Consider the following 24581-nt stretch of genomic DNA (forward strand, 5'->3'; position numbering starts at 1 on the left):
AGTTCCTTCTCTTCTTCGCGCAAGCGCTCATCAGTTCTTCAGCAGGCTGGCCGCGTCGACGTTCGCCGAGCGCCGGGTCCGGAAGATCGTCATGATGATGGCCAGCCCGATCACGACCTCGCACGCCGCAACCACCATGGTGAAGAACGCCACCACCTGTCCGTCGAGATGCCCGTGCATGCGCGAGAACGCCACGAACGCCAGATTGGCGGCGTTGAGCATCAGCTCCACGCACATGAACATGACGATGGCGTTGCGGCGCAACAACACTCCCGCCGCGCCGATGGTGAACAGCAGTGCCGACAGGTACAGATAGTTATCGGGGCTCATGCCCACCCCCGTGGGTCCGCTCGTCATGCTCCTGGGCGGGCACCGTGCGCACCTGCAGGATCGCGCTCACCGACAGCTCCGCGGCGGTCCCGTCGGGAAGCCGGCCGGGCACGTCGACGGCGTTGTGGCGGGCGTACACGCCGGGGTTGGGCAGCGTCGTCGGATGCGCACCGGGAGCGAAACGTTCGATGGCCAGCTCGCGTTGGGTCTTGCGGCGCTGGAACCGTTCCCGGTGGGTCAGCACCATCGCGCCGAGGGCCGCGGTGATCAGCAGGGCGCCCGTCAGCTCGAACGCCCACAGGTACCGGGTGAAGATCAGTGCCGCCAGCCCCTCGACGTTGCCGTCCCGGTTCGCCTGCTCCAGACCGACGAAGCCGTCTCTGGTGACGTTGCCGATACCTGCCACCAGCAGCACGCCGAAGCCGAGGCCGGCAGCGATGGCCGCCACCCGCTGCCCGCGCAGGGTCTCCACCAGTGATTCCGAGGAATCCACGCCGATGAGCATCAGCACGAACAGGAAGAGCATCATGACCGCACCCGTGTAGACCACGATCTGGACGACCCCGAGGAACGGCGCACCCTGCGCGATGTAGAGCACCGCGAGCGCAATCATGGTGGTGGCCAGTGAGATCGCCGAGTAGACCGCCTTCCGGGCGGACACCACACCGAGCGCGCCTGCCACCGACACCACCGCGAGCACCCAGAACAGCACCGCCTCACCCATGTGCGCCCCTCATTTCGCGTCCCCGGCGGCGGGACCGATGTTGCCCAGGTAGTAGTCGTCGTCGGTGGTTCCCGGGGCCATCGCGTGCGGAGGGTCCTGCATGCCCGGCTGCAGCGGGGCCAGCAGTTTGTCCTTGCCGTAGATCAGGTCGGCGCGGTTGTCGTCGGCCATCTCGTAGTCGTTGGTCATCGTCAGCGCGCGGGTGGGGCACGCCTCGATGCACAGCCCGCACCCGATGCACCGCAGATAGTTGATCTGGTACACCCGGCCGTACCGCTCGCCCGGCGAATACCGTTCGGACTCGGTGTTGTCGGCGCCCTCGACGAAGATCGCGTCGGCCGGACAGGCCCACGCGCACAACTCGCAGCCGATGCACTTCTCCAGGCCGTCGGGGTACCGGTTGAGTTGATGGCGGCCGTGGTAGCGCTTGGCCACCGGTCCGGGCTTCTCCGGGTACTGCTCGGTCACCGGCTTCTTGAACATCGACCCGAAGGTGACGCCGAAACCGGCGACGGCGTCGAGGAACCTAGGCATCTGCACTCTCCTTCGGACGGTCCCGGGCGGGCAGCGGGGGTACCGGGTACGCGGCGACGGCGGCCGGCACGGGTTCAGGCCGGATCCGGCCGGCCCGCAGCCGTTTCCACCCGAGCAGCGCCAGCAGCAGCACTGCGACCACGGCAAGCCCGATCAGCGCGGAAGCCCACGGCTGCAGACCCCGGTCGCGCAGCGAGTCGGTGGTGGCCACGATCGCGATCCAGACCAGCGACACCGGGATCAGGATCTTCCAGCCCAGTGCCATGAACTGGTCGTAACGCATGCGCGGGAGGGTGGCACGCAGCCACATGAACACGAACAGGAACACCCACACCTTGGCGGTGAACCACAACAGCGGCCACCATCCGCTGTTGGCGCCCTCCCACAGGCTGATCGGAAAGGGCGCGCGCCAGCCACCCAGGAACAGGGTGGTGGCCAGCGCGGACACCGTGGTCATGTTGACGTACTCGGCGAGCATGAACATCGCGAACTTCAGCGACGAGTACTCGGTGTGGAATCCACCGACGAGCTCACCCTCGGCCTCCGGCAGATCGAAAGGCGCGCGGTTGGTCTCACCGACCATCGACGTCAGGTACACCAGGAAGGACGGCAGCAGCAGGAAGATGTACCAGGTGTCGGCCTGGGCGGCGACGATGCCCGACGTGGACATCGTGCCCGCGTAGATGAACACCGCGACGAACGACAGCGCCATCGCGATCTCGTAGGAGATCACCTGCGCCGTCGAGCGCAATCCGCCCAGCAGCGGGTAGACCGACCCCGACGCCCAGCCGGCCAGCACGATGCCGTACACCCCGATCGAGGTCACCGCCAGGATGTAGAGCACCGCGACCGGCAGGTCGGTCAGCTGCAGCGCGGTGCGATGGCCGAACACCGAGACCTCGCCGCCGAGGGGGATCACGGCGAACGCCATGAACGCCGGGATGACCGCGATCACCGGTGCGGCCAGGTAGATCCCCTTGTCCACACCGGCCGGGACGAGGCCTTCCTTGAGCGCGAGCTTCACCCCGTCGGCCAGCGACTGCAGCAGCCCGCCGGGGCCGACCCGGTTGGGGCCGAGCCGCAACTGCATGCGGCCCAGGATCTTTCGCTCGATGAGGATCGCCGAGAGCACGGTCAGCAGCAGGAACACGAAGATGCCGAGGGACTTGGCCAGGATCAGCCACCACGGGTCGTGGCCGAACAGCGTCGGATCCGGGTAGGTCATGACCGGCTCCGGCCGTTGCCGATCGACACCACGGCGCCAGTGGTCACACCGAGGGTCCGGTGCACATGACTGCCGGGGGAGTTCAGGGGCAGCCAGACCACCCTGTCGTCCATGGCGGTCACTTCCAGCGGCAGCGAGATCTCACCGCGATCGGTGCCCACCGTCAGCAATTCACCGTCGGCGACGCCGATCTCCGAGGCCGTCGCCTGCGACAGCCGGGCCACGGGCAGGCGCGCGGTGCCCGCGAGATGGGGCTCGCCGTCCTGCAACCGGCCGTCGTCGAGCAGCATCCGCCAGCCGGCCAGCACCGCCTGACCGGCCTGCGGCTGCGGCGGCGACGGGTCGACCGGGGCCGGGACGGGCCGATCGCCGGCCCACAGCCCGAGCCGGGCGCGCTCGTCGGCCGCCGACGCCAGACCGAGATCGACCCCGGCCTCGTCGGCCAGGAAGCTCAGCACCCGCAGATCCGAGACCGCGTTGGTGTGCAGGGCCTGCCGAAGGAGCGGATCCGGCCCTCCCAGTTGACGAACGAGCCCGCCTTCTCGGCGACCGGCGCGACCGGGAACACCACGTCGGCATGTTCGGTGACCGCGCTGTGGCGCAACTCCAGGCTGACGACGAACGGTGCGGATTGCACCGCGGCCAGCGCGGCGTACGGGTCGGGGAGATCGGCCAACTCCACGCCGCCGATCAGCAGCGCGCCCAGCGCGCCGTCAGCGGCGGCGGACAGGATGGCCGCGGTGTCCCGGCCCGGGACGGTGGGCAGCCCGTCGACATGCCACGCGTCGGCGACCTGGCTGCGGGCCGACGCATCGTGGACCGGCCGGCCACCCGGCAGCAGGTTGGGCAGCGCGCCGGCTTCCACCGCACCCCGGTCGCCGGCCCGCCGCGGGATCCACGCCACGCGGGCGCCGGTGGACTCGGCGAGCCGGCCCACGGCGGACAACGCGCCGGGCGACGCGGCGAGACGTTCGCCGACGAGCAGCAGCGCCCCGCGCATCGAGAGCAGTGCGTCCTCGGCCAGGCCGTCCAGCGCGTTCGCCTCCGAGCCCGGGGCGCAACGGATCAACCGGCCCGACAGCTTGTCCAGGCTGCGGGTGGCCAGCGGCGCCACCGCCAGCACCTGCAGCCCGCGCTTGCGCACCGCCTTGCGCAGCCGCAGGTACACGATCGGCGACTCCTCTTCCGGTTCCAGGCCGGCCAGCAGCACCGCGGGCGCGTTCTCCAGGTCGGCGTAGGTCACCGTCATCGGCAGTCCCGCGACGTGGGCGGCCAGGAAATCGGCCTCCTCGGCGCTGTGCGGCCTGCTCCGGAAGTCGACGTCGTTGGTGCCCAGCACGATTCGGGCGAACTTCGCGTACGCGTAGGATTCCTCGGCGGTGACCCGGCCGCCGACCAACACGCCGGCGTTGCCCACGGCCGCGGTCAGCCCCGCCGCGGCGACGCCGAGCGCCTCCGACCACGACGCCGGTCGCAGGACGCCCTCGTCGCGTACCAGCGGTGTGGTGAGGCGGTCGCCGACCGTCGCGTAGGTGAACGCCCAGCGCCCCTTGTCGCAGTTCCATTCCTCGTTGACCTCGGGATCGTCGCCGGCCAGTCGGCGCAGCACCTTGCCGCGACGGTGGTCGGTGCGCTGTGCGCATCCCGACGCGCAGTGCTCGCACGCGCTGGGACTGGACACCAGGTCGAACGGGCGCGCCCGGAAGCGGTACGCGGCGCCGGTGAGCGCGCCGACGGGGCAGATCTGGACGGTGTTGCCCGAGAAGTAGGACTGGAACGGTTCGCCGGGTGCGATGCCGACCTGCTGCAGCGCGCCGCGTTCCATCAGATCGATGAAGCGGTCCCCGGCGATCTGATCCGAGAAGCGGGTGCAGCGGGCGCACAGCACGCAGCGTTCCCGGTCCAGCAGCACCTGGGAGGAGATGTTGATCGGCTTCGGGAACGTGCGTTTGACGTCGTCGAAGCGGGTCTCGGTGCGCCCGTTGGACATCGCCTGGTTCTGCAGTGGGCATTCGCCGCCCTTGTCGCAGACCGGGCAGTCCAGCGGGTGGTTGATCAGCAGGAGCTCCATCACGCCGTGCTGCGCCTTGTCCGCCGCCTCGGAGGTGTGCTGGGTGCGCACCACCATGTCGGGTGTCACCGTCGTGGTGCACGAGGCCAGCGGTTTGCGCTGACCCTCGACCTCGACGAGGCACTGCCGGCACGCGCCGACCGGGTCGAGCAGCGGGTGGTCGCAGAAACGCGGGATCTGCACGCCGATCAGCTCCGCCGCGCGGATCACCAACGTGCCCTTGGGCACCGAGATCTCGGTGCCGTCGATGGTCAGCGACACCATCTCCACCGGTGGCGCGTCGTGACTGTGCTCGGCGAGCGTCATGCGCCGACCCCTTCCGGTGCGGCCAGCATCGAGGCGAACGGATCGAACGGGCACCCCGCGCGGTCCAGGTGCGCCTCGTACTCGGCGCGGAAATGCTTGAGCGACGACAGGATCGGGCTCGCAGCGCCGTCGCCGAGTGCGCAGAACGACTTTCCGAAGATGTTGTCGGAGATGTCGAGCAGCTTGTCCAGATCCGCTTCCGTGCCGGTGCCGGTCTCCAGTCGCTGGTAGATCTGCGCCAGCCAGTATGTGCCCTCCCGGCACGGCGTGCACTTGCCGCACGACTCGTGGGCGTAGAACTGCGTCCAGCGCCGTACCGCCCGCACCACACAAGTGGTTTCGTCGAAGATCTGCAGAGCTTTGGTGCCGAGCATGGACCCGACCCCGGCCATGCCCTCGTAATCCAGTGGCACGTCCAGGTGTTCGGCCGTCAGCAGCGGTGTCGACGAGCCACCCGGGGTCCAGAACTTCAACTCGTGGCCGGCGCGCACCCCGCCCGCGTATTCGAGCAACTGCCGCAGCGTGATTCCCAGTGGCGCCTCGTACTGGCCGGGAGTGGTGACATGACCGGACAGCGAGTACAGCGTGAACCCGGGCGACTTCTCGGTGCCCATGGACCGGAACCAGTCGACACCGTTGCTCAGGATCGGCGGCACGCTGGCGATCGACTCGACGTTGTTGACCACCGTCGGGCACGCGTACAGGCCGGCGACGGCGGGGAACGGGGGACGCAGCCGGGGCTGGCCCCGCCTGCCCTCCAGCGAGTCCAGCAGCGCGGTCTCCTCACCGCAGATGTAGGCGCCGGCCCCGGCATGCACGATCAGCTCGAGGTCGAAACCGGATCCGTGGATGTCGCTGCCCAGATGCCCTGCGGCATAGGCCTCGGCGACCGCGGCCTGCAGCCGCCGCAGCACCGGCACCACCTCGCCGCGCAGGTAGATGAACGCGTGGTGTGCCCGGATCGCGTACGCGGCGATGATCGCACCCTCGACCAGGAAGTGCGGGGTGGTCATCATCAGCGGAATGTCCTTGCACGTCCCGGGTTCGGACTCGTCGGCGTTGACCACCAGGTAGTGCGGCTTGGCCGCCGCGCTCGGGTCACCCTGGACGGTCTGGTCGTTGCGCTCCTGCGGGATGAACGACCACTTCGTTCCCGTCGGGAACCCGGCCCCGCCCCGACCGCGCAGGCCGGAATCCTTGACGATGCCGATCACGTCGTCCGGGCTCATCGCCAGCGCCCGCTCCAGCGCCCGATAGCCGCCGTGGCGGACGTAGGTGTCCAGCGACCAGGGCTCCGGTTCGTCCCAGAAGCTGCTCAGCACCGGAGTCAACGCCGTCATCACGAATCCGTCGCTCGGGGATCGGTTTCCGGCGTCCCGCCCTGTGCCGGCACGTCGGCCGACGGCGCAGGCGCCGGTTCGTCCTTCACCGTTTCGGCGGCCTCGGCCTGATCCCGGCCGGACGGACCGGCCGGCTCGTGCCCGGTGCTGTCCGTCGGGGTGCCGGCCTCGGGCGCCGTCATGTCGTGGTCCCGGGCGAACCGCAGCCCCGCCAGCGTGGCCGGGCCCACGACACCCGGGGTGCCGGTGTCGCACGGACCGTCCAGTCCGGCAAGAATTCTCGAGGTGTCCCGGAACGTGCACAGTGATCCGCCGCGCGACGGCGCCGGCGACTCACCCGCACGCAGAGCGTCCACCAGCGCCCGCGCCGACGACGGGGTCTGGTTGTCGAAGAAGTCCCAGTTCACCATCACGACGGGCGCGTAGTCGCACGCGGCGTTGCATTCGAGATGCTCCAGCGTGACCCGGCCGTCGTCGGTGGTCTGACCGGGCGTGATGTCCAGATGACTCTGCAGGCTTTCCAGGATCGCGTCACCGCCCATCACCGCGCACAGCGTGTTGGTGCAGACCCCGACCAGATACTCGCCGGTGGGTTGCCGCCGGTACATCGAGTAGAAGGTCGCGACCGCGGTGACCTCGGCGTCGGTGAGCCCCAATTGCCCTGCGCAGAAGCGGATTCCTGCCGGCGTCAGGCAGCTGTCTTCGGCCTGCACCAGGTGCAGCAGCGGCAACAGCGCCGACCTGGCCTGCGGATAGCGGGCGATGATCGTCGCCGCGTCGGTCGCCAACCTGGCCGTGACCTCGGCCGGGTACGCCGCGGCACCGTGGATCGGCGGGCCGGGCTCGTCGGGCCGCTGGCCCAGCTCCAGAAAGACACTCATCACCTGTCCACCCCGCCCATCACCGGGTCGATCGACGCCACCGCGGTGATCGCGTCGGCGACCATGCCGCCCTCGCACATCGCCGCCACCGCTTGAAGATTGGTGAACGACGGATCCCGGTAGTGCACCCGGTAGGGACGTGTCCCGCCGTCGGACACCATGTGCACGCCGAGCTCACCCCGCGGTGACTCCACCGCGACGTAGACCTGACCGGCCGGCACCCGGATACCCTCGGTCACCAGCTTGAAATGGTGGATCAGGCCCTCCATCGAATGACCCATTATCTTGGCGATGTGCTCGGGGGAGTTGCCCAGCCCGTCGGGCCCGACCTGTAGGTCGGCAGGCCACGCCAGCTTCTTGTCGGTGATCATCACCGGTGCGCCAGTCAGCCTTTCGAGCCGCTCGACGCACTGCTCGACGATCCTGATCGATTGGTGCATCTCCTTCACACGGATCAGGTACCGGCCGTAGGAGTCGCACTGGTCGTCGGTGACGACGTCGAAGTCGTAGGTCTCGTACCCGCAATAGGGTTGGGTCTTGCGCAGGTCGTGCGGCAGCCCGGTGGACCGCAGGATCGGACCCGTGATGCCGAGCGCCATGCACCCGGTGAGATCGAGATACCCGACACCCTGGGTGCGGGCCTTCCAGATGTAGTTCTCGTTGAGCAGATTCTCCATGTCGCGCAGGCGTTCGGGCAGCAGTGTGAGCAGGTCGCGGATCTGGGGGAGTCCTTCGGCGGGCAGGTCGGCGGCCACGCCGCCCGGCCGGATGTAGGCGTTGTTCATCCGCAGTCCGGTGATCGTCTCGAACACCGACAGGATGAGCTCGCGTTCCCGGAAGCCGAGGAACATCGCCGTCATTGCGCCGAGTTCCATGCCGCCGGTGGCCAGCGCGACGAGATGGCTGGAGATCCGGTTGAGTTCCATCATCATGACCCGGATCACCGAGGCCCGTTCGGGTATCGCGTCGGTGACCCCGAGCAGCTTCTCCACGGCGAGGCAGTAGACGGTCTCGTTGAAGAACGGTGACAGATAGTCCATCCGGGTCACGAACGTGACGCCCTGCGTCCAGTTGCGGAACTCCAGGTTCTTCTCGATCCCGGTGTGCAGATAGCCGATCCCGCACCGGGCTTCGACGATCGTCTCACCCTCGATCTCGAGAATGAGGCGCAGCACGCCGTGCGTCGACGGATGTTGCGGGCCCATGTTGACGACGATGCGCTCACCGGCGTGTTCGGCCGCGTTCTGCCTTGCCGCAGAGACGACCTGGTCCCAGTCCTGGCCGCCGACGACGACCACCCGCTCGGGCGGTGGGGGTGAGGTGGCCATCAGTTGTATGCCCTCCGCTGGTCCGGCGGGGGGATCTCGGCACCGTGGTACTCCACCGGAATCCCGCCCAGCGGATAGTCTTTGCGCTGCGGATGGCCCACCCAGTCGTCGGGCATCTCGATCCGGGTCAGCGCCGGATGGCCGTCGAAGATCAGGCCGAAGAAGTCGTAGGTCTCGCGCTCGTGCCAGTCCGTGGTGGGGTAGATCCGGAACAGCGACGGAATGTGCGGATCGCCGTCGGGTGCGGCCACTTCGACACGGATGCGGCGGTTGTGCGTGATGGACATCAGCGGGTAGACCGCGTGCAGCTCACGGCCGATCTCGTCGGGATAGTGCACGCCGCTGACGCCGAGGCACAGTTCGAAGCGCAGCGCCGGATCGTCGCGCAGGGTCTGCGCCACCGGCACCAGCCGGTCGCGGTGCACCTCGATGCTGAGCTCGTCGCGGTAGACCACCACCCGTTCGATCGACTCGGCGTAAACGTCTTCGCCGAGGGCGGCTTCCAGCGCGTCGACGACGTCGTCGAAGTAGCCGCCGTAGGGACGCGGCGAGCTGCCGGGCAGGGCGACCGGACGGACCAGCCGCCCGTACCCGGAGGTGTCGCCGGTGTCCCTGGCACCGAACATGCCGCGCCGCATGCCGATCACCTCGGGGCGCGGGTCGCCGTCGGAATCGGCCGTCACCGCAGCAGCCCCTTCAACTCGATCGTCGGCGTCACTGCCAGCGCGGCCTGCTCGGCCTCGCGGATCGCCTCCTCGCGGTTCACGCCGAGCGGCATCTGCTGAATCTTGTCGTGCAATTTGAGGATCGCGTGCAGCAACATCTCCGGCCGGGGCGGACAGCCGGGCAGGTAGATGTCCACCGGCACCACATGATCGACGCCCTGCACCACCGCGTAGTTGTTGAACATGCCGCCGGAAGACGCGCACACCCCCATGGCCAGCACCCATTTCGGTTCGGCCATCTGGTCGTAGATCTGGCGCAGCACCGGCGCCATCTTCTGGCTGACCCGCCCGGCCACGATCATCAGATCGGCCTGCCGCGGCGTGGCTGAGAACCGTTCCATGCCGAACCTGGAGATGTCGAAACGTGGCCCCGCGGTGGCCATCATCTCGATCGCGCAGCACGCGAGGCCGAAGGTCGCCGGCCACAGCGACCCCTTGCGCACGTACCCGGCGACCTTCTCCACGGTCGACAGCAGGATGCCACCGGGCAGTTTCTCCTCTAGTCCCATTGCAGGCCTCCTCGTCGCCAGACATAGGCGTAGGCAACGAACACCACGACCATGAACAACAGCATCTCCACCAGCGCGAACACGCCGAGGCTGTCGAACGCGACGGCCCACGGGTAGAGAAAAACGATCTCGATGTCGAAGACGATGAACAGCATCGCCGTCAGGTAGTAGCGGATCGGGAACCGATGTCCGGTGGCTGCCGCGCCCGGGTCGGACGGGTTCATCGGCTCGATACCGCACTCGTAGGCTTCGAGCTTGGCCCGGTTGTAGCGCCTCGGGCCGATCAGCAGCGCGATCCCGACGGACCCGACGGCGAACACAGCGGCGATCGCACCAAGCACCAGAATCGGCGTGTACAAATCCATACTGCGTTGCAGCTCCTCGGGGCAGTCGATGTGAGCTACCACACAGCCTAGCCGTGTTTGCGATCCGCGCCACATATTTTGGCTAGTATCGCCAGTGGCGTCGTCCGGCGATCCCGCCTGCCCCGAATATGCAACTGCGGCAGGGGTTTTCCCTGATCAGGGTCAGGACGAGGGGCGCAGGAGCGACACGACCGCGTCGCCCAGCCGGATCGGGTCGATCGGATGCGGGACGGCAGCCTCCGCGCGCGACCACCTGGCCAGCCACGCGTCGTCGGGGCGTCCGGTCAGCACCAGCACCGGCGGGCAGTGCTCGATCTCGTCCTTGAGCTGCTTGGCGATCCCCATCCCACCGACGGGCGCGGCCTCCCCGTCGAGGATGACCAGGTCGAATCCGCCCTCGTCCAGACGCCTGATCACCATCGGCCCGGTGGCGACGTCGAGGTAGGTCAGTTCCGGCAGTTCCGGGTGGATGCGTTTGCCCAGCGCGAGCCGGACCTGGTCCCTGGTCCCGGGGTTGTCGCTGTAGACGAGGATCCGCAGCGGGTCCTGCGCCGGCGACGGCTCCGGAGATGGCACAGCCATGGGCGCGATGTTAACCCGCGACCGTCACGTCGAGGTTCGAACACCGAAAAGGGCTGCTGCGTGGCTGTTTTCCGAAGGTCACGACGATGTCTGCGACAGCAGCGGGGCGATCTCGGCGGGGTCGAAGTACTCGTCGATGCGGGTGATCAGGCCGTCGGGGCCGACCTTGATCACGATGCACACGCGCATCGCGATCGTCGCTCCGGTGCGGCCACGCGCATGCAGGACGTGCTGTTGCACGAATCCTCCGTCGAACATCTGCCGGTCCAGAACCTCGTACCGGCGATCGAGGGTGGCATCGACGAACCACGTGATGATCTTGACCGATCGGGCATGGTCGTTGTCCCGCGTGTCGCCGCTCTTCCACACCGCCACGACCGGGCTGAACAGCTGCGCCACCGTCGCGATGTCGCTGCGCTCGATCGCCGTGAACAACCGGTCGGCCACATCGGTGGCCACTGCGTCGGGCATAGGGTTGACCTCAACTTCGGTTCAGGTTGAACACTCGCGAGTATGGATCTGACTCCCACCCTCTCCGGTTTCAACGACTTCTACAAGCACACGACCCCGCCGTGGGTCATCGGCGAGCCGCAACCGGCCGTCCTCGGGCTCGAACGCGCCGGCCTGATCACCGGCCGGGTGCTCGACGTCGGATGCGGCACCGGGGAGCACACCATCCTGCTGGCCGCGGCGGGCTACGACGTGCTCGGCGTGGACGGCGCACCGACCGCTGTCGAGCAGGCCCGGCGCAACGCCGAGGCCCGCGGTGTGGCCGCGCGCTTCGAGATCGCCGACGCGCTGCACCTGCCTGAGCAGCCGAAATACGACACGATCGTCGACAGTGCGCTGTTCCACATCTTCGACGACGGCGACCGCGTGTCCTACGTGCAGAGCCTGCGCGGCGCGACCCGGCCGGGCTCGCGGGTGCATGTGCTCGCGCTGTCGGACGCGGGCCGCGGATTCGGCCCCGAGGTCAGCGAGCCCGTCCTGCGCGGCGCGTTCGCGACGGGCTGGGAGGTCGAGGCGCTCACCGAGACCACCTACCGGGGGACCGTCGGTGAGGCGCACGCCGACGCGCTGGGCCTGGCGGTCGGCACCGTTGTCGACGAACCCGCGTGGCTGGCACGATTCCGCAGGTTGTGAGCGCGACTCAGCGCAGCTGAACCACCGAGCCGCTCTCCGCGGCGACCCACACCGCCCCGTCCGGGGTGACGGTGATTCCGTGCGGTTCGGAGACCGTCGGCGGCAGGCCGTACTCCTCGACGGTGCCGTCGCGGCAGATGTGCCCGACGCGGTCGACGGCCCACTCGGTGAACCAGCAGCCGTGCGCGCCGGCGACGATCGCGTGCGGACGACATGCCGGGTCGGGCAACGGGAACTCGGTGACCTCGCCATCGGCGATCCGCCCGATGCGACCTGCGCCGATCTCGGCGAACCACACCGCGTCGTCGGCCCAGGTGATGCCGACCGGGGCGGCTCCGGGAGCGGGGAGGGCGAACTGTTCGAGAGCACCGTCCGGCGCCACGCGCACCACCGCGTCGGCCTGGTTGGCGGTGGCCCACACCGCCCCGTCGGGACTGCCGGTCAGGAATGCGGGGAACGCGCCGGCAGCGCGACGTGCGTAACGGATCCGTCCCGGTCGAGGCGCCCGATCCGGTCGGCCGTGGACTCGGTGAACCACACCGCGCCGTCGTCGGCGGCCCAGATGCCGTACGGGCCGCTGCCGGGCGCGAGGTGCACGGCCCGGAGCGCGCCGTGGGCGTCCAGCGCGCCGATGCGGTCGTCACCGTTGCAGGTGAACCACACCGTGCCGTCGCGCGCCACCGTCACCACCGACGGCCGCGAGGTCGGGGACCCGACCGGGAAGCGCTGTTGCCCGCCGTCGGCGCTGAGCCGGGCCACCGCGCCGCTGTGCACGAGCGTGACCCACAGCGTGCCGTCGGGCGCGGCCGCGATGCCGTACGGGTCGATGCGGTCGGTCAGGTCGATCTGCGTGACGGAGGTGACGCGGGCACTCATCGCCCGTCGGCATACCCCGGATGGTCGATCGACAACCGGTGACGCACCATCTCGCGCAGGCACGCCATCACGTCGTCCGGTCGGCCGTCGAGCTCGCCGCCCCGGATCGCCTGCGCCAACGACTGCTCGTCGGGGTGACCGAGATCGGCCAGCGCCGCGCGCACCCGCACCTCGTCCGCGTCGAGCAGTTCTCGCTCCACGATCCGCAGCACATTGGCCGCGACGCGGGAATGGAAGCCGACCTGACCGCCGACCGCGCGGACGTCCTCGTCGAGGAAGTCGGCGACGGCGGCGACGAGTTCCGCTGCGGTGGGCCGGCGAGTCATCGGGGACCCCCTCCGGACAGCAGATCCAGGACATCCCATTCGGTTTCGCTCACCCGCCGGCCGATCGCCGCGAGCTCGACCGACGGAGAGTCGCCGGACAGGTGACGCTCGGCCTGGTGCCGGCAGATGACCCCCCACCGCAGCGTCGCCACCGTCAACCACCAGCGAAAAGCGTTGCGGTCCAGCGCGCTGTCGGCGGCGGTCTCGTAGGCCTGCAGGAATGTCTCCACGCTGCCGAGCCCGCCTGCCCCGAGCGATTCGGGGGCGCCGAACCGCCATGCCCGGATGCAGAACCACGCGAGATCCTCGTAGATCTCGCCGATGTGGGTCAGCTCCCAGTCCAGCACGGCGGCCAACCCCGAACCGTCGACGATCAGGTTGCCCATCCGGAAATCGCCGTGCACCAGCCGCATCGGCGACGGGTCGGGACGCGCGTCTGCCAACCGACGGAAGGCCCACTCGAAAGTGGCTGTGGTATCGCCTATCTCGTCCAGACGGGTGCGCCAGCCCGCGAGCTCGTCCGGGGCCGTCAGCCCGATCCCCGCCGTGTCGGCGCGGTGGATCGCTGCCAGCGCCGTCGCGCACTGCTCGAGCAGGCGTGCCCGACCGGCGTCGTCGAGGCCGCGGAAGATGCGGCGCACGATGGTTTCGCCATCGATCGCGTCGCAGATCAGGTACGGATTTCCGACGGCCTCAGGCGAATTGTCAGCGGCCAGGATGTGGGGGACCGGCGCACCCGCGGCGGCGGCGCGCTGCTGCACCTGCGCCTCCAGCTCCATGCTGGCGTGGATGTCGTCGCGGGCGCCGGTGCGCAGGATCAGCGGGCGGGTCTGCGTGCCGCTCTGCGCGGTGAAGGCCCAGGTGGTCCGGCTGGCGCCGCCGGTGAGCGGCTGCAGGTCCGCCACCGTGGTGTCGCCGAGCACCGGCCGCAGCACCCCTTCGAGCGCCTGGGCGAGCTCGCTCACTTGCGGCCGAACCCGAACAGTCGCTGTGCCACCCTCCTGATCTGAATCTCCTCGGCGCCCTCGGTGATCCGGTACCGGCGGTGGTGCCGGTAGATGTGTTCGAACGGCTCGTGCCTGCTGTAACCGACACCGCCGAGCACCTGCATCGCCCGGTCGGCGGCCTCGCACACCAGGCGGTTGGCCCGGTAGTTGGCCATCGACACCTTGTCCGACACCTCCATGTGGTGGTTGCGGTCCAGCTCGGACGCGGCGTAGCGCACCAGCAGACGCACCATCTGCGCCTCGGTCTGCAACTCCACCAGCGGCCACTGCACGGCCTGATGGGTGGCCAGCGGTTTGCCGAACACCTTGCGGTCGTTGGCGTAGGCCACAGCGCGGTCGATGCAGTACTGCGCGGCGCCCAGGCTGCTGGCGGCCTGTCTGATCCTGTTCTCGTGCAGGAACGTCTGCCCGACGTCCAAGCCGTGATCCACCTCGCCGAGCACCGCGTCCGACGGCACCCGCACGTTCTCCAGCAGCACCTCGCCGTGGTCGGTGGGCATGTTGAACGTCCACCAGTAGTAGGGCACCGAGAAGCCCGGGGCCTCGGTGGGCACCAGGAATGCGGTGATCCCGCGTGCCTGGCCCGCCTCACCGGAGGTGCGGGCGAACACCAGGTCGTGCGTCGCGCGATGCACTCCGGTGTTGAAGCGCTTGGCGCCGTTGATGATCCAGTCATCACCGTCGGGCACGGCGGTGGTCTCCAGCCAGGTCGCGTCCGACCCGTGATTGGGTTCGGTCAGCCCGAACGCCATCGACCGCTCACCGGTGATCAGCGCATCGGTCCACTCCCGCTTCTGTTCCTCGGTGCCGAAGCGGTCCATCATGATCACCTGCGGGAAGTTGCCGACGATCGACGATTCGTCCTGCAGGTCGTTGTGCAGTCCCAGCCCCTTGTGGGCCAGGTGCTCCCGGATCACCGCCATGTCGAGGTTGCTGCCGTCCCGGCCGCCGAACTGTGACGGCAGTCCGTACCGCAGCCAGCCCGCCGCATCTGCGCGCCTGCGCATCTCGTCGAGCAGATCCTCCCACTCCCGGCGCGGGACGCCGCCGTTGTCCCAATCGGTGCGGGCATGCTCGCGGCGCTGGTCGAAATACTGGATGTGCTCGCGCTCCAGCGGTTTGATCTCGGCTTCGATGAACGCATCCATCTCGGCGAGCAGTCCGGGCAGATGATCGGGCAACGTGAAGTCCACCGGTTCTCCTTTGAACGTCGTCGTGGTCAATCTGGGTCGTGATCAATGTCCGTACAGGGTCTTCTTCCAGATGCGCGACAGCGTGGCGATCGCGGCCTCGTCGTCGATGTCCACGCCGAGGCCGGAGCCGCCGACGAACACGGTGGTGAAGTTCTCGAACAGCAGCGCGATCGCGGCTGCGGTGTGCTCGGGCTGCAGTTCCCCACCGTAACCCTGTTCCTGGGCGCGGCGGACCGAAGCGGCGACGATGTCCATGCCGAAACGCCGGAATTCGTTCTGCACCGCCGCGAATCGCGGCTGGGTGGCGGCGAGTTGCGCCACGGCGATCATGATGCCGATGTTCTGTTTGAACATCGTCCAATAACCGGTCACCACCGTGCTGAAGAACGCGTCGTCGTCCGGCGATTCGGGGAGCGGGACGGTCAGCCCCGACGGGGCGACGACATCGTGCAGGAACGACTGCGCCAGCGCGGCGAGCAGGTCCTCCTTGTCCGTGAAATACCGGTAGAACACCGCGGGTGACTTGCCCGCTGCCGACGTGATGTCGGTGAGCGTGGTGCCGTGGAAGCCACGCTCGGCGAACAGCTTCCGGGCGGCCTGCTCGATCGCGCCGCGGGTCTGACGGCCCTTGGCGCTCAGCGCGGCGGCTCCCGGCGGCACGGTCGCTAGCCCAGAATCCGGTCGCCGGCGCGCAGCAGCGAACTCGGCAGCTCGTGACCCACCGCGCTCTGCGCCACCCGCGCGGCGGCGATGGCCGCCGCCAGATCCACGTCGACGCCGACGCCACTGTCGCGCAGCAGATAGACCAGATCCTCGGTGGCGATGTTGCCGCTGGCGCCGGGGGCGAACGGGCATCCGCCGAGTCCGCCCACCGATGCGTCCAGCCGGGTGACCCCGGCGCTCACCGCGGCGTAGGCGCTCGCCAGCCCGGCGCCCCGCGTGTTGTGGAAATGTGCGCCCAGCGGCAATCCGCCGGTCGCGGGCCGGATCAGCGTGACCAGCTCGGTGACCCGGCGCGGTGTCGTGGTCCCGATCGTGTCGGCGATCGCCAGCCGGTCGACACCGGCGTCGACGCCCGCGCGGACGATGTCGAGCACCCGCTGCGGCGCTGTGGGGCCGTCGAACGGGCAGTCCCAGGCGGTCGCGACGATGACCTCGACGGACACCCCGCTGTCGTGGGCGATCGTCACGATCTCGGGAATCTGCGCGGTGGCCTCGGCCGACGACCGTCCGACGTTGGCGCGGCTGTGCCCGTCCGCGGCCGAGACCACGTACTCGATCGAGCGCAGGCCCGCGGCGATCGCGCGCTTGGCACCGTTCGGACTGGCCACCAGCGCGGAGAACTCGATGCCGGGGAAGTTGTGCAATTCGGCGGCCAGCTCGGCCGCATCGGCCAGCGCGGGCACCTTCGACGGCGACACGAACGCCGTCGCCTCCATCTCCCGCACCCCGGTGGCGGCGATGGCGGCGAGAAGCTCGAGCTTGGCGGACAACGGGATCGGATCCTCGATCTGCAGTCCGTCACGCATCGACACGTCACGGATGTCGACGTGTGCGGGCAACCCGGTCACAGCACCCCCTCCTCTCTGAGCGCAGCCAGTTCGGCTTCGGTCCTGCCGAGCAACCCACGGTAGACGTCGTCGTTGTGCTGGCCGGGCCGGGCAGAACCGGCGTACCGGATGGTGCCCGGTGTCTCCGAGAGCACGGGCACGACGCCGGGTCCCTTGACGTTCCGTTCGATCCGCTCGTCCCAGTGGTCGGCGATCATGCCGCGCGCCTGCAGCTGCGGATCGCGGACGACCTCGGCGACGGTGTTGATGGGACCGCTGATCACCCCGGCCTCCGACAACGTGGAGATGACGTCGGCCGGCTGGCGCTGCGCCGCCCACGCGCCGATGATCTCGTCGAGTTCATCCTGATTGCGCCCGCGCGCAACGTGGTTGGCGAACCTCTCGTCGGTCGCGAGTTCCGGTTGGCCCATCGCGGCGCACAACCGGCGGAACACGGTGTCCTGGTTGGCGGCGATCACCACCCAGCTGCCGTCCGCGGTCGGATAGATGTTCGACGGTGCGATGCCTTCCAGCCGGGTCCCGGACGGCCCGCGCACCACGCCGCCGATGTCGTAGTCAGGGATGGTGGATTCCTGTACCGCCAGGCAGGATTCGGTCAGCGCGGCATCGACGATCTGGCCTTCACCGGTGACCGACCGGCGATACAGGGCCGCGAGCGCGCCCTGTGCGGCGAACATCCCGGCCAGGCTGTCGCCCAGCGACAGCGCCAGGCGCGGGGAGGGCCACCGGGGAAACCGTTCATGTGCCGCAGCCCGCTGGCCGCCTCGGCCACCGACGCGTAGCCGGCCTTGTGCGCGTCCGGGCCCGTCTGGCCGTAGCCCGAGACCCGCACCAGAATGATGCCGCGATTGCGTTCGCGCAGCGCATCGTAGCCCAGTCCCCACTTCTCCAGGGTGCCCGGCCGGAAGTTCTCGACGATCACGTCGCACCGCTCGACCAGGTCGAGGAACAGGTCACGCCCCTGCGGGACACGCAGATTCAGCGTGACGGCTTTCTTGTTGCGGGCGTGGACGGTCCAGAAGAAGTGGTGTCCGTCGAGCTCAGCCTGCCCCCAGGTGCGCAGCGGGTCCGGCGCTCCGGGCGGTTCGATCTTGATGACCTCGGCGCCCATGTCACCGAGAAGTCGACCCGCGAACGGGCCCGAGATCAGCGTGCCGACCTCGATCACCCGGATGCCGTCGAGCGGACCTGTCGTCATCGAGCGCCCACGAAGTCGTGACGCTCCAGCCAGTCGGTGACGATGCCGACCGCTGCGCGCAGCTTGTCGCGCTGATCGGCTCCCGCGTAATAGTGGTTGGCTCCGGGGATCTCGTGCATCTCCTTGTCGGGATGCCCGATCGCGTCGAACAACCGGCGGGTGTGGCTGGGCGTGCAGGCGTCGTCGGCGAGGTTGCCGATCACCAGCGCCGGCACGGCGATGTCCGGGCCTGCCTTCAGCGCATCGCCGTTGGCGTCGTCATAGCTCCACTGCGACAGCCAGCTGCGCAACGTGCAGAACCGGGCCAGCCCGACCGGGCTCATGTTCACCACCTGGGGGTCGCCCAGATAGCAGGTGCCGGGGGTGCGCTCGTTCGGATCGACCGTCGGATCCAGCCACCGCGGATCGGCCATGGTGCCGTGCACCACGAACGCGTACTCGTCATCGGGACGTCCGGCGGCCCTGAGCTCGGCCAGTTTTTCCTTGACCCACTTGGTGATTCGCCGGTTGCGGGCGATCTGCGCCTGATGGTAGCGCTCCAGGAACTCGGGTGTGTAGGGCGGCTGGTGGGGGTTGTCCGGGTTGTACAGGTCCAGTTCGGGGTCTCGCTGGGACGGGTCGTTCTCGTCGAGGATCGAGGCGTCCATCCACTCGGTCATCGTGCCGTGCCTGCTGATGTGCGCGGCGAGCAGCATGATTCCGTCGGCGGGGATCAGGCCGAGCTTCGTCAGATCGGGCCCGTCGCCGGACGGGCTGGCCGTCACCGTGGGGTTCTGGGCCTGCTGCTGATAGAAGGCCGACAGGGAGCCGCCACCGCTCCACCCGGCGAGGACCACCTTCGAGTAGCCGAGCCGGTTCTTGGCGTCCTTGATGCACTCGCCGAGGTCCTCGACGACCTTCTCCATCAACAGCGCGGAGTCGGTGCCCCGGAACCGGCTGTTGCAGTAGATGACGTGATGTCCGGCGCGGGCCAGCGCGTTGATCATCGGCAGGTAGGCGCCGCCGCCGATGGGGTGCATGAACACCAGCACGGTATCGGACTGCACGGTCTTCGGTTTGAGCAGGTAGCTCTCCAGCACCACCAGCTCGGCGACACCGCCGTAGACGTCCCGCACACCCGAATTGTTCTGATAGGCAACCAGATAGGGGATACGGTCGTATTCGTACCTGGTCGTCGTGGTGGTGTCTGCTGTGGTCGTCATACTCAGTGCTGCCCCAGGTCGTTGGCGAGAATCTCGGCGGACGGCACCAGTCGGCGCCGGGTGTCGACGGCGATGACCGACCAGTCCACCCGGTCGTAGTCGTCGAACTTGCGGCGCGCGCGCTCACGGGCCTTCTCCGGCGCCCCGTGGTGCACCCCCTGCGGAGCGTGCGACACCAGCCCGGGTGGCATCGGGATGCCGTACAGGGACCCGTCGTGGAAGAACGCGATCTCGTCGTAGTCGACGTTGCGGTGATACCACGGTGTGCGTTCGGTGCCCGGGACCATCTCGGCCGGCTTCGGCAGGAAGTTCATCACGTAGACCCCGGTGGCCTCCATGAACAGGTGCACCGTGGGTGGCAGATGGACGCTCTCGGACGTGATGACCGTGTAGTCGTCGATGTTGAACGTGAACGGGAAATTGTCGCCCCGCCATCCTTCGACGTCGAGCGGATGATGTTGGTAGAACAGCGAGGTCGTCCCGGCGCCGCCTATCTCGGAATGGACCAGTCGCACCTCGTACTCGCCGTCTTGCTGCGGGCCGTCGCCGGTGTCGAGGGGCAGGGGTTCGGGGATCACCGCCTGGGCGGGGTCGAACGGGAAGTGCCTGCCCAGGGTTCCCGCGGGTGGGACGCGGAACTCGTCGGTGGCCTGGATCATCAGCAGCGTGGTCTCGGTCGCCGGGATCTGCCGCCAGGTGCACGCCTTGGGGAGGTAGATCCAGTCGCCCTGGCGGTAGTCGAGCGGTCCGAACTCGGTTTCCAATGTCCGGCGCCGCGATGGACGAACGACAGCAGGTCGCCGTCGACGTGGCGGACGAAGAACGGCATCTCCTGGGCGCGCCGGGACAGCAGTACCTGGCAGTCGGCGTTGGAGAACATCAGCAACGGGCTTCCGTGTGCATCGGTGGCGTCGCTGGGCTTGAGTTCGCTGCTCAGGACGTCGGTGGGGCGGAGCGGGCCGACGGTCCGGTACGCGGTGGGGTCGTTGCGCCGGTACATGTTCGCCGTGCGCCCGACGAACCCGCCGCGGCCGAGCTCGTCATCCTTGAGGCCATCCAAATCGGCGTGAATCCGCTTGGGAGTTCTGCCTTTTCGAAGGTGCACGAACGATTCCACCGCGATCTCCTCGACTAGAAGTAAAAGTGACTTTAGTTTTATGTCACATTCGGGTCAATAGGTTAGGGAGAGCACTTTTTTGTCGGACCGTCGAACTAGTGTTCGAGGTATGGAGTTGGTGGCCGAGGCGGTGGGGACGATCACCGAGCAGGTCGCCGTGCTGTCGAAGGCCGCCGAGGAGTTGTCCCACCGCGAGCTGATCGGCATGTTGGCCGAGCTGACCACGGTGTTGCGGTCGGTGCCTGCGGTGGAGCACAAAGTGCTGAGCCGATTGACGGAGGAGACCGAACCCTGCCGACTCGGCGAATCCTCATGGAAGAAAGTCCTGACCACCGCGCTGCGGGTCAGCGGCGCCGACGCTGCGCGCAGGCTCAAGCGAGCAAAAACGCTGGGGCCGCGCCGGGCGATTACCGGTGAACCGCTACCGCCGCTGTGGGAGGCCACCGCGGCGGCGCAGGCCCAGGGCCTGCTCGACGCCGAGCATGTCGAGGTGATCGCGGATTTCCACCGTGCGCTGCCCGCCTGGGTGGACGTGGGTACACGCGCCGCCGCCGACGCCCAACTGGCCACGCTGGCGTGCGGGGTCGACCCGCGCGCGGTAGCGCGTGCGGCGCGCCGCCTCCTTGGTCATGTCGACGCTGACGGGCCGACACCCGAGGACGCCGAACGCGAGCGGGCCCGTAAGCGCGGCATCACCGTCGGGGAGCAGCAGCCCGACGGGATGAGCCGGATCAGCGGCTATCTGACTCCGCAAGCCCGCGCGGTATGGGATGCCGTGTTCGCCGCGCTGGCCGCCCCCGGCGCCAACACCGACGAAGACGGGCCCGACACCCGCACTCCGGCCCAGCGCCGCCACGACGCATTCCTGACCGTCGGTAGTAATGCGCTGAGTTCGGGCGAACTGGGCACCCACAACGGACTACCGACCACGGTGATCGTGTCCACCACCCTGCAGGAACTGCAGAAAGGCGCCGGGGTCGCGGTCACCGGCGGTGGATCACTGTTGCCCATGCGGGATCTGATCCGGATGGCCGCGCGCGCCCACCACTACCTCTACGTCTACGACCAACACAGCGGCCAATCCCTGTATCTGGGCCGATCGAAGCGGTTGGCCACCGCAGCGCAGCGGATCGTGTTGCACGCGCGCGACCGCGGCTGTACGCGGCCCGGGTGCAGCGCTCCCGGGTATTGGTGTCAGGTCCACCACGCCACCGCCGACTGGAAAGACGGCGGCCACACCGACATCGACGACCTGACCTTCGCCTGCCCGTCAGATCACCGGATGCTCGACAAGACGGGCTGGAGCACCACCCGCAACACCAAGAACCAGACCGAGTGGATTCCGCCGCCGGAGCTGGATACCGGCCAACACCGCATCAACGGCTACCACCACCCCGACCGCTACCTCCTCCCCGAAGACGACCAAGGCCCATGAGAGACGACAAGGCCCATGAGAAGCGCTGCCGCTCAATCGATCAGGTCGACCCGCACGGTGAGCAGATTCGTCCCGAATGTGCGCACGCCGACGTTGTTGTACTGCGGCAGGGTGCGCATCCGTGCCCGGGCGTCGTCCTCGGGGAGCAGGTGCGCCGTCCCGCGGTGCCAGCGTCCGTTCAGTCGCACGCGGACGTCAGGGTCGGCTTTGATGTTGCGGATGTAATCCGACTTCTCGCCGAATTCGGAGACGAACCAGAAGCTGTCGCCGATGCGGCGTCCGCCCAGCGGGGTGGTCCGGGGTTCGCCGGATCTGCGCCCGGTGGTCTCCAGCAGCGTCTGAAACGGTAGGCGCCGCATCACCCGGTTGGCGACGTTCTTCTGGAAGAACTTGGTGACGCGGTCACGCAGCGTGTCCGTCATCGAACCTCCCCGGTCTCACACCATCGCGGTGCGCGGAATCTTCCTCCCCATTGTGAGGGCGCCGGCCAGTTCACGGCTGGTGTCGTAGTCGAAAATGACATGGCCGATGATCACGTCGACGTCGCGTTTGATGCGTTGCAGCGGGTTGTCCAGAAAGTGGGCGCTCGCGCCGGACGCGGCCAGCAGGTCGGCGACGATCGCCCGCGACTCGTGCACGATGTGCGCCGCCGCGAGCCTGGCCTGCCCGCGCACCGACCGTTCCACCGGTTCCCCCGCGGCCACGATCGCCTCGATCTCTGCGACGGTGTCGGCCAACAGGCTGCGCAACGCGCGCAACCGCACGTTCGCCTCGCCCAGATGCATCGCCGCGACCGGCTTGTCCTTCTGCATGACGCCCTCGTAGGCCAGGAATCTCTGCGAGAGCCGTTCGCCGTAGATCTCGGCGGCGCGCTCCGCACTGCCCAGCGCCGGCATCGCGGCCAGCAGCGCCAGCGCCGGCACCATCGGCCATCGGTAGGTGTCGGCGTCGTGCAACGCCGCGCCGGGCGCCGTCCCGGTGTAGATGTCGGACACTTCGACGACCCGGTGCGACGGCACGAAGGCATCGTCGATCACCACGTCGTTGGATCCGGTGGCGCGCATGCCGTCGGTGTGCCACACGTCCTCGATGCGGGCGTCCTGGATCGGCAGCAGTGCCAGCACCGGGTAGATCGTGCTCGGATCCCCGGCCGTGCGCTCGCACAGCGCGCCGACCATGATCCAGTTGCCGTCCATCACCCCGGTCGCCCACGACCACCGGCCGGTCAACCTCAGGCCGCCGTCGCAACTCACCCCGTGCCCTGTCGGGGCCAGCGGCGCCGGCGCCAGGAACGGACGCGTCGCGAACGCCTCCTGCTGAGCCTGCTCGCTGAACAGCGCGAGCATCCAGTTGTGCAGTGCGTAGAAACCGAGCGTCCACGCGCTCGACGCGCACCCGTGGGCCATCCGGCGGACCGGGTCCAGGATCGCCGGGAAACGCGCCTGCATCCCGCCGTAGCGCGCGGGGACCAGCAGGTCGAAGAAACCGGACGCCGTCGCGTCGGCGACGGTGTCGGCGGGCAACCGGCGCAGCCGCTCCGCCTCGGTCGCGCGGGCGGCGAGCCGGTCGACGAATTCGGGGGTGACAGGCGGGGCGGTGGACATGGCCGGAAATTACCATACCTTTAGGTATGGAAGGTCAGCGCGAGAGCATCAGTTCCAGGAAGCGCTCACGTTGCGCGTCCACGGCCGGCCCCGGCGGAATGTCGGAGAGATGAAGGAAGCCGATTCCCGCGGCGAACGTGGCCCGTGCCCGCATCTCGGCTTCTGCGGTATCGAACCCCGCGTCGACGAACGCCTGCCGGACCGCGGCGAGCACCAGGTGATCGGCATGCCGCACGCCGGCGGCGACGACGGGGTCGGTGCGAGCCCATTCCCGCATCGCGCGCTCCAGCGTCCACTGCCGGTCGCCGAGCAGTGAGGCCATCATCCGGCTCAGCCGCTCACGAGGGCCCAGGTGCTCCAATTGCCCGAAATGCCGGCGATCGCGGTCCTGCAGCTGCGCCCAGGACTGCACCAGTGCGGCGCGGTAGGTGGTCATGTCCGTGAAGTGCCAGTAGAAGCTGCCCTTGGTGACGCCGAGGCGCGTGCACAGGCGGTCGAGTTTGAGCGCCTCGCGTCCTTCGTCGGCCAGGATTTCGTAACCGGCCTGAATCCAGTCGTCGGACGACAATCTGCCTGAACGCGCCTGGGCTTTCGCCATTCGCGGAGCTTACTGAACGAGGGGGCGTGCGACGGCGTCGCCGCAACCGCCGAGAGCTTCGCTGTAGCCGGGTCACCTGCGACGATGGCCGTCCCGGGATCGGTTGGTCCACCCACCTCGCACCCCTGATTGTCGCCGTCGTAAGATTCGCCTTTCCGCAAATAGATGCGGCATTCCGCGTGGCCGGGCTTTCTCCCGTCGTGGTCCCATGCTTTACTGCAACCGCTACAACTGAAGTTTTCTCGGCCCACTCCGCCGCCCATCGGCAGGTTCGGAGAGGTGAGACAGCGCGGTGGAGACATCGCTGTGGTGTCTGTGGCGTCGACGTCAGACCCGGGGGAACGCAGACAGGCCGCGCAACGCGGTACCGGAAGATGGATGGATTGACGGT

At 68.6% G+C, this 24581-nt stretch carries 25 protein-coding genes and 3 pseudogenes; 2 read left to right on the forward strand and 26 right to left on the reverse strand.

Going from position 1 to position 24581, the window contains the following annotated elements; translation table 11 throughout:
- Positions 1 to 30: 30 nt before the first annotated feature.
- The 13 genes and pseudogenes from nuoK to C6A87_RS08490 form a co-directional block, all read right to left on the reverse strand.
- Positions 31 to 330, reverse strand: a complete 300-nt coding sequence (gene nuoK / locus C6A87_RS08430; protein ID WP_311116820.1) for an NADH-quinone oxidoreductase subunit NuoK — start codon at positions 328 to 330, stop codon at positions 31 to 33.
- Entirely contained in the window at positions 317 to 1054 is a 738-nt protein-coding gene (locus C6A87_RS08435; RefSeq protein WP_311116821.1) for an NADH-quinone oxidoreductase subunit J, read from the reverse strand. Before C6A87_RS08435 ends, nuoK begins: the two co-directional genes overlap by 14 nt.
- 9 nt (positions 1055 to 1063) lie before the next feature.
- Positions 1064 to 1588 carry an NADH-quinone oxidoreductase subunit NuoI gene (gene nuoI, locus C6A87_RS08440; protein WP_396837024.1) on the reverse strand — a complete coding sequence of 175 codons (525 nt, stop codon included), beginning with the start codon at positions 1586 to 1588 and terminating at the stop codon, positions 1064 to 1066.
- Positions 1581 to 2813 carry an NADH-quinone oxidoreductase subunit NuoH gene (nuoH, locus tag C6A87_RS08445; protein ID WP_311116822.1) on the reverse strand — a complete coding sequence of 411 codons (1233 nt, stop codon included), beginning with the start codon at positions 2811 to 2813 and terminating at the stop codon, positions 1581 to 1583. Before nuoH ends, nuoI begins: the two co-directional genes overlap by 8 nt.
- Positions 2810 to 5190 (reverse strand): annotated as a pseudogene (locus tag C6A87_RS08450) (NADH-quinone oxidoreductase subunit G). Before C6A87_RS08450 ends, nuoH begins: the two are co-directional and overlap by 4 nt.
- Entirely contained in the window at positions 5187 to 6530 is a 1344-nt protein-coding gene (gene nuoF, locus C6A87_RS08455; RefSeq protein WP_311116823.1) for an NADH-quinone oxidoreductase subunit NuoF, read from the reverse strand. The pseudogene C6A87_RS08450 and the gene nuoF overlap by 4 nt, the downstream one beginning before the upstream one ends.
- On the reverse strand, positions 6530 to 7411 hold the full coding sequence (nuoE, locus tag C6A87_RS08460) for an NADH-quinone oxidoreductase subunit NuoE (RefSeq protein WP_311116824.1): 882 nt from the start codon (positions 7409 to 7411) through the stop codon (positions 6530 to 6532). Before nuoE ends, nuoF begins: the two co-directional genes overlap by 1 nt.
- Positions 7411 to 8739 carry an NADH dehydrogenase (quinone) subunit D gene (gene nuoD / locus C6A87_RS08465; protein ID WP_311116825.1) on the reverse strand — a complete coding sequence of 443 codons (1329 nt, stop codon included), beginning with the start codon at positions 8737 to 8739 and terminating at the stop codon, positions 7411 to 7413. Before nuoD ends, nuoE begins: the two co-directional genes overlap by 1 nt.
- Positions 8739 to 9377 (reverse strand): NADH-quinone oxidoreductase subunit C, encoded by a 639-nt coding sequence (locus C6A87_RS08470; RefSeq protein WP_311117858.1) that lies wholly within the window; start codon positions 9375 to 9377, stop codon positions 8739 to 8741. The genes nuoD and C6A87_RS08470 overlap by 1 nt, the downstream gene beginning before the upstream one ends.
- 41 nt (positions 9378 to 9418) lie before the next feature.
- Complete coding sequence (locus C6A87_RS08475) at positions 9419 to 9973, reverse strand: NADH-quinone oxidoreductase subunit B family protein (protein WP_311116826.1); 555 nt, start codon at positions 9971 to 9973, stop codon at positions 9419 to 9421.
- Entirely contained in the window at positions 9964 to 10338 is a 375-nt protein-coding gene (locus C6A87_RS08480) for an NADH-quinone oxidoreductase subunit A (protein ID WP_311116827.1), read from the reverse strand. The genes C6A87_RS08475 and C6A87_RS08480 overlap by 10 nt, the downstream gene beginning before the upstream one ends.
- Before the next feature lie 162 nt (positions 10339 to 10500).
- The gene (locus C6A87_RS08485; RefSeq protein ID WP_311116828.1) at positions 10501 to 10920 is read right to left on the reverse strand and encodes a hypothetical protein; all 420 of its coding nucleotides are present in this window, start codon (positions 10918 to 10920) and stop codon (positions 10501 to 10503) included.
- 78 nt (positions 10921 to 10998) lie between these two features.
- The gene (locus C6A87_RS08490; protein ID WP_311116829.1) at positions 10999 to 11391 is read right to left on the reverse strand and encodes a nuclear transport factor 2 family protein; all 393 of its coding nucleotides are present in this window, start codon (positions 11389 to 11391) and stop codon (positions 10999 to 11001) included.
- A 42-nt stretch (positions 11392 to 11433) separates the two neighbouring features.
- Between C6A87_RS08490 and C6A87_RS08495 the strand changes: the two genes are divergently transcribed.
- Positions 11434 to 12063 (forward strand): class I SAM-dependent methyltransferase, encoded by a 630-nt coding sequence (locus C6A87_RS08495; RefSeq protein WP_311116830.1) that lies wholly within the window; start codon positions 11434 to 11436, stop codon positions 12061 to 12063.
- Positions 12064 to 12070: 7 nt separating this feature from the next.
- On the opposite strand, the gene C6A87_RS08500 is transcribed toward C6A87_RS08495, so the two are convergent.
- The 10 genes and pseudogenes from C6A87_RS08500 to C6A87_RS08545 all read right to left on the reverse strand — a co-directional run bounded on the left by C6A87_RS08500 (position 12071) and on the right by C6A87_RS08545 (position 20553).
- Entirely contained in the window at positions 12071 to 12484 is a 414-nt protein-coding gene (locus C6A87_RS08500; RefSeq protein WP_311116831.1) for a hypothetical protein, read from the reverse strand.
- A 20-nt stretch (positions 12485 to 12504) separates the two neighbouring features.
- Positions 12505 to 12939 (reverse strand): hypothetical protein, encoded by a 435-nt coding sequence (locus tag C6A87_RS08505; RefSeq protein WP_311116832.1) that lies wholly within the window; start codon positions 12937 to 12939, stop codon positions 12505 to 12507.
- On the reverse strand, positions 12936 to 13265 hold the full coding sequence (locus C6A87_RS08510) for a DUF6285 domain-containing protein (protein ID WP_311116833.1): 330 nt from the start codon (positions 13263 to 13265) through the stop codon (positions 12936 to 12938). The genes C6A87_RS08505 and C6A87_RS08510 overlap by 4 nt, the downstream gene beginning before the upstream one ends.
- Positions 13262 to 14230 (reverse strand): phosphotransferase family protein, encoded by a 969-nt coding sequence (locus tag C6A87_RS08515; RefSeq protein ID WP_311116834.1) that lies wholly within the window; start codon positions 14228 to 14230, stop codon positions 13262 to 13264. The genes C6A87_RS08510 and C6A87_RS08515 overlap by 4 nt, the downstream gene beginning before the upstream one ends.
- Entirely contained in the window at positions 14227 to 15465 is a 1239-nt protein-coding gene (locus C6A87_RS08520) for an acyl-CoA dehydrogenase family protein (RefSeq protein WP_311116835.1), read from the reverse strand. Before C6A87_RS08520 ends, C6A87_RS08515 begins: the two co-directional genes overlap by 4 nt.
- 42 nt (positions 15466 to 15507) lie before the next feature.
- Complete coding sequence (locus tag C6A87_RS08525) at positions 15508 to 16125, reverse strand: TetR/AcrR family transcriptional regulator (protein WP_311116836.1); 618 nt, start codon at positions 16123 to 16125, stop codon at positions 15508 to 15510.
- Positions 16126 to 16130: 5 nt separating this feature from the next.
- Positions 16131 to 17036, reverse strand: a complete 906-nt coding sequence (locus C6A87_RS08530) for a hydroxymethylglutaryl-CoA lyase (protein WP_311116837.1) — start codon at positions 17034 to 17036, stop codon at positions 16131 to 16133.
- Positions 17033 to 18234: pseudogene (locus C6A87_RS08535) on the reverse strand (CaiB/BaiF CoA transferase family protein). Before C6A87_RS08535 ends, C6A87_RS08530 begins: the two are co-directional and overlap by 4 nt.
- Complete coding sequence (locus C6A87_RS08540) at positions 18231 to 19436, reverse strand: alpha/beta fold hydrolase (RefSeq protein WP_311116838.1); 1206 nt, start codon at positions 19434 to 19436, stop codon at positions 18231 to 18233. Before C6A87_RS08540 ends, C6A87_RS08535 begins: the two are co-directional and overlap by 4 nt.
- A gap of 2 nt (positions 19437 to 19438) precedes the next feature.
- Positions 19439 to 20553, reverse strand: a pseudogene (locus tag C6A87_RS08545) (homogentisate 1,2-dioxygenase).
- Between the two features lie 109 nt (positions 20554 to 20662).
- On the opposite strand from C6A87_RS08545, the gene C6A87_RS08550 reads away from it, so the two are divergent.
- Entirely contained in the window at positions 20663 to 21988 is a 1326-nt protein-coding gene (locus C6A87_RS08550; RefSeq protein WP_311116839.1) for an HNH endonuclease signature motif containing protein, read from the forward strand.
- A gap of 32 nt (positions 21989 to 22020) precedes the next feature.
- On the opposite strand, the gene C6A87_RS08555 is transcribed toward C6A87_RS08550, so the two are convergent.
- The 3 genes from C6A87_RS08555 to C6A87_RS08565 are packed head-to-tail and all read right to left on the reverse strand — an operon-like array spanning position 22021 to position 24190.
- Complete coding sequence (locus tag C6A87_RS08555) at positions 22021 to 22410, reverse strand: nitroreductase/quinone reductase family protein (protein ID WP_311116840.1); 390 nt, start codon at positions 22408 to 22410, stop codon at positions 22021 to 22023.
- A gap of 15 nt (positions 22411 to 22425) precedes the next feature.
- Positions 22426 to 23592 (reverse strand): acyl-CoA dehydrogenase family protein, encoded by a 1167-nt coding sequence (locus C6A87_RS08560; protein ID WP_311116841.1) that lies wholly within the window; start codon positions 23590 to 23592, stop codon positions 22426 to 22428.
- Positions 23593 to 23626: 34 nt separating this feature from the next.
- Complete coding sequence (locus C6A87_RS08565; protein ID WP_311116842.1) at positions 23627 to 24190, reverse strand: TetR/AcrR family transcriptional regulator; 564 nt, start codon at positions 24188 to 24190, stop codon at positions 23627 to 23629.
- Positions 24191 to 24581 lie beyond the last annotated feature (391 nt).

The sequence above is a fragment of the Mycobacterium sp. ITM-2016-00317 genome (genome assembly GCF_002968295.1).
Taxonomy (GTDB): Bacteria; Actinomycetota; Actinomycetes; order Mycobacteriales; family Mycobacteriaceae; genus Mycobacterium.

Bases quoted from the DNA above. Each gene is read 5' to 3' on its own strand.
- C6A87_RS08475 (WP_311116826.1), bottom strand. From the start codon at position 9,973: ATGGGACTAGAGGAGAAACTGCCCGGTGGCATCCTGCTGTCGACCGTG.
- C6A87_RS08560 (WP_311116841.1), bottom strand. From the start codon at position 23,592: ATGTCCACCGCCCCGCCTGTCACCCCCGAATTCGTCGACCGGCTCGCC.
- C6A87_RS08550 (WP_311116839.1), top strand. From the start codon at position 20,663: ATGGAGTTGGTGGCCGAGGCGGTGGGGACGATCACCGAGCAGGTCGCC.
- C6A87_RS08505 (WP_311116832.1), bottom strand. From the start codon at position 12,939: ATGAGTGCCCGCGTCACCTCCGTCACGCAGATCGACCTGACCGACCGC.
- nuoH (WP_311116822.1), bottom strand. From the start codon at position 2,813: ATGACCTACCCGGATCCGACGCTGTTCGGCCACGACCCGTGGTGGCTG.
- C6A87_RS08510 (WP_311116833.1), bottom strand. From the start codon at position 13,265: ATGACTCGCCGGCCCACCGCAGCGGAACTCGTCGCCGCCGTCGCCGAC.
- C6A87_RS08480 (WP_311116827.1), bottom strand. From the start codon at position 10,338: ATGGATTTGTACACGCCGATTCTGGTGCTTGGTGCGATCGCCGCTGTG.
- nuoK (WP_311116820.1), bottom strand. From the start codon at position 330: ATGAGCCCCGATAACTATCTGTACCTGTCGGCACTGCTGTTCACCATC.
- C6A87_RS08490 (WP_311116829.1), bottom strand. From the start codon at position 11,391: ATGCCCGACGCAGTGGCCACCGATGTGGCCGACCGGTTGTTCACGGCG.
- C6A87_RS08435 (WP_311116821.1), bottom strand. From the start codon at position 1,054: ATGGGTGAGGCGGTGCTGTTCTGGGTGCTCGCGGTGGTGTCGGTGGCA.
- C6A87_RS08555 (WP_311116840.1), bottom strand. From the start codon at position 22,410: ATGACGGACACGCTGCGTGACCGCGTCACCAAGTTCTTCCAGAAGAAC.
- nuoI (WP_396837024.1), bottom strand. From the start codon at position 1,588: ATGCCTAGGTTCCTCGACGCCGTCGCCGGTTTCGGCGTCACCTTCGGG.
- C6A87_RS08565 (WP_311116842.1), bottom strand. From the start codon at position 24,190: ATGGCGAAAGCCCAGGCGCGTTCAGGCAGATTGTCGTCCGACGACTGG.
- C6A87_RS08485 (WP_311116828.1), bottom strand. From the start codon at position 10,920: ATGGCTGTGCCATCTCCGGAGCCGTCGCCGGCGCAGGACCCGCTGCGG.
- nuoE (WP_311116824.1), bottom strand. From the start codon at position 7,411: ATGAGTGTCTTTCTGGAGCTGGGCCAGCGGCCCGACGAGCCCGGCCCG.
- C6A87_RS08495 (WP_311116830.1), top strand. From the start codon at position 11,434: ATGGATCTGACTCCCACCCTCTCCGGTTTCAACGACTTCTACAAGCAC.
- C6A87_RS08470 (WP_311117858.1), bottom strand. From the start codon at position 9,377: ATGCGGCGCGGCATGTTCGGTGCCAGGGACACCGGCGACACCTCCGGG.
- C6A87_RS08540 (WP_311116838.1), bottom strand. From the start codon at position 19,436: ATGACGACCACAGCAGACACCACCACGACGACCAGGTACGAATACGAC.
- nuoF (WP_311116823.1), bottom strand. From the start codon at position 6,530: ATGACGGCGTTGACTCCGGTGCTGAGCAGCTTCTGGGACGAACCGGAG.
- nuoD (WP_311116825.1), bottom strand. From the start codon at position 8,739: ATGGCCACCTCACCCCCACCGCCCGAGCGGGTGGTCGTCGTCGGCGGC.